The organism is Acidithiobacillus sp. TH-A36, from assembly GCF_057473445.1.
Window position 1 is genome coordinate 1 of sequence record NZ_JBYCKP010000470.1, and the last position, 2,847, is coordinate 2,847.

Consider the following 2,847-nt stretch of genomic DNA (forward strand, 5'->3'; position numbering starts at 1 on the left):
TCCAAACATGAATAGACAAACCTAGGTAAAAAATATTTTGCAGGTTAGCATGAAAGCCCATGAATGATAAACGACAGCGACCACAACGCCCATTTACACTACGCCACTCAGGACATGTCGGCAGCATCGTTCAGCATGCCCGCCTGCTGCGGGAACGTCAGCCTGCCTGGAATGCCATGCTCGATCTGGAAATTCAGGACCACACCTGGCTGGTGGCCTGGTCGGATAACACTTTACAGGTGCTTTGCCAAAGTCCGGTTTGGCACGCGTGGTTACGGCGCAATGAAAAAAAAGTGATTAAACGCTGGAACAAAGAATTTCCCGAAGATCCGGTGCAACAGATCCAGTCCAGCATCAGGCACTGGCATGCCCAACTGCCCGCCCAGACCAAAGTACAGAAAAAACCTGAAATCTACGCGGATCAGGCTGCCGAAACCCTCAAACAAAATAGCAAGCAGATGGCTCCAGCCATCGCCCGGGCCATGCTGCGCCTGGCAGAGACTCTGGAAAAAGCTCAGGCGGGAGAAGCCACCAGGGTTTCTGCAAAGGAAAAGGGCGCAGAGTTTTCGGAATAATCCGCAAATTCCCAGGCATCCTGGCGCTGCAACAAGGCCCGCAACAGGCTGTTATTGAGGGCATGACCTGCCTTATGCCCGGAAAAATGTCCCACCAGAGGATGTCCCAGCAGATACAAATCCCCAATTGAATCAAGAACCTTGTGACGGACAAATTCATTGGTGTAACGCAGACCCTCTTCATTGAGGATGCGATAATCATCGACCACAATGGCATTATCCAGATTACCACCCAAAGCCAGGCCCATTTTGCGGAGGGTTTCCACTTCCCGCATGAAACCAAAAGTCCGGGCCCGCGCTACTTCTTTCAGGTAAGAGGTGCGTGAAAAATCCACTGTCACGTCCTGGCCACCGTTCTTGACGACCGGATGGTCAAAATCAATGGTGAAACTCACCTTGAATCCATCAAAAGGTTCCAGACGCACCCAACGATCACCGTCTTCGGCAAGCAGCGGCTTGGTGATACGGATGTAACGCTTGGGTGCATTCTGCTCTTCAATGCCCGCGCATTGAATCAAAAAAACAAAAGGCGCCGCGCTACCATCCATAATCGGCACTTCCGGACCATCCAGGTCTATATAGGCATTATCAATACCCAAGCCAGCCAAAGCTGACATCAGATGTTCAATGGTGCCCACACGAATCTGTCCGTCGCCAATATTGGTGGAAAGACGGGTATCCACTACATGGAGAGGATCAGCCTTGATCCAGGCGCCACCCTCAATATCACTCCGGTGAAAAACAATGCCGGTGTTAATCGGGGCAGGACGAAGACCCAGATAAACCTTGCGGCCACTGTGCAGGCCGATTCCGGTGCCCCAAATCATATTTTTAAGTGTGCGCTGACGGATCATGATTTTAATTCCTATGCGATCCTCAGGACCGCCCTCCCATACAGTTGTGGTTTAGGTTACAACTTTTGTTGTCTCTATACAACTAACCGACTGGTCAGGAAGTTTACAGCGACCCACAGTCCTCGGCAAGACCTATTGACATTCATTAACATTTAATATTTTCCCATAGGGCACTCTGCCCTCACGGAAATACCCCAACAATGCGGTAGTCATGTATAATCAACGAGCCGATGAAATCCCTTACGGGTTTCATGCTGAAGATATACTCTACTTGCGATCAAGGAAGTTTAATATGGCCACGCCCAGCAGCAAAAAAACCCTGATGACACTGTATTCCAGCGACGATTGCGTGTATGCGCAGCGCGTGCGTTTTGTTCTGGAAGAAAAGGCAATGGAATATCAGACCATTGAAGTTGACCTCGCCCAGAAGCCTGAAGAACTCGCTGAACTCAATTCTTATAACCAGGTTCCCACCCTCCTTGACCGGGACCTCGCCATCCATGAATCGGTGTTGATTATGGAGTATCTGGACGAGCGCTTTCCGCACCCTCCTCTTATTCCTGTTGATCCCATTTCCAGGGCAAAAGTTCGTCTGGGGCTGCTGCGCTTTGACCAGGACTGGTTCGCGCCGCTCTTCCAGCCAGGCTTCAGTCCGGAACAAATCAAGGCGGCCAAAGAACAAATCCGCAGCACCATGGCAGGACTCAGCACCATTTTTACGCAACAGCGGTTTCTTTTTGGCGATGATCTGTCCATTCTTGATTGTGCCATTGCCCCCCTGCTCTGGCGCCTCCCCATACTCGACATCAGCCTGCCCGCAGCGGCCAAGGCTACCCAGGAATATATGGACCGCCTGTTTCAAATGGAGAGTTTCAAGCGCAGCCTGACCCCTGCCGAAAAGGCCATGCGCTGAAATGATGGCAGACCTTGATCGTTTTCGGAGTCTGCCCGAAGGACTGTTCGCACGTTGCACACTGGATCCAGAAGGCTGTATTGCCCTGGAGCGTCAGCCACAGGGCTTCCAGAAAGTCAGTGCCGCCCATTTTCAGACCCGGGTACGGGCGCGCGCTGAGGGCTTGTTACGCCTGGGCGTCAAAAGGGGAGAAAGGGTCATATTGATGGCACCCAACTCCATGGACTGGGCCATTATGGATTTCGCCATTCTCAGCATAGGCGCCATCACGGTTCCTCTATACCCCAGTTTTAGCCCCCGGGAAATTCACTACGTTCTGGGGGATAGTGGTGCCGGACTGGTGTTACTGGAGGGCAGTAATGAGTGGGAAAAAATGGGTGGCGAGGGTTGGGGGGTCCCGCATGAACGCATATTACTCAGAAATCCTGAGGCAGCCCAAAGCGCCGGCCTGAAAAACTGGGCACAACTCGAACAGGACAATACCGCGCTGCACAAACAGGAGCTG

At 52.1% G+C, this 2,847-nt stretch carries 4 protein-coding genes; 3 read left to right on the forward strand and 1 reads right to left on the reverse strand.

The window, feature by feature from the left end:
• Positions 1 to 59 precede the first annotated feature (59 nt).
• Positions 60 to 575 carry a DciA family protein gene (locus tag AC2VLY_RS12110; protein WP_193649763.1) on the forward strand — a complete coding sequence of 172 codons (516 nt, stop codon included), beginning with the start codon at positions 60 to 62 and terminating at the stop codon, positions 573 to 575.
• Here AC2VLY_RS12110 and lpxC read toward each other — a convergent pair.
• On the reverse strand, positions 515 to 1,429 hold the full coding sequence (gene lpxC, locus AC2VLY_RS12115; protein ID WP_193649762.1) for a UDP-3-O-acyl-N-acetylglucosamine deacetylase: 915 nt from the start codon (positions 1,427 to 1,429) through the stop codon (positions 515 to 517). The genes AC2VLY_RS12110 and lpxC overlap by 61 nt on opposite strands.
• Before the next feature lie 292 nt (positions 1,430 to 1,721).
• Here lpxC and AC2VLY_RS12120 point away from each other — a divergent pair, with 292 nt between their 5' ends.
• Positions 1,722 to 2,342 (forward strand): glutathione S-transferase N-terminal domain-containing protein, encoded by a 621-nt coding sequence (locus tag AC2VLY_RS12120; RefSeq protein WP_193649761.1) that lies wholly within the window; start codon positions 1,722 to 1,724, stop codon positions 2,340 to 2,342.
• Position 2,343: 1 nt separating this feature from the next.
• A partial coding sequence (locus AC2VLY_RS12125; protein ID WP_486922355.1) for an AMP-binding protein occupies positions 2,344 to 2,847 on the forward strand: 504 nt, incomplete at its 3' end.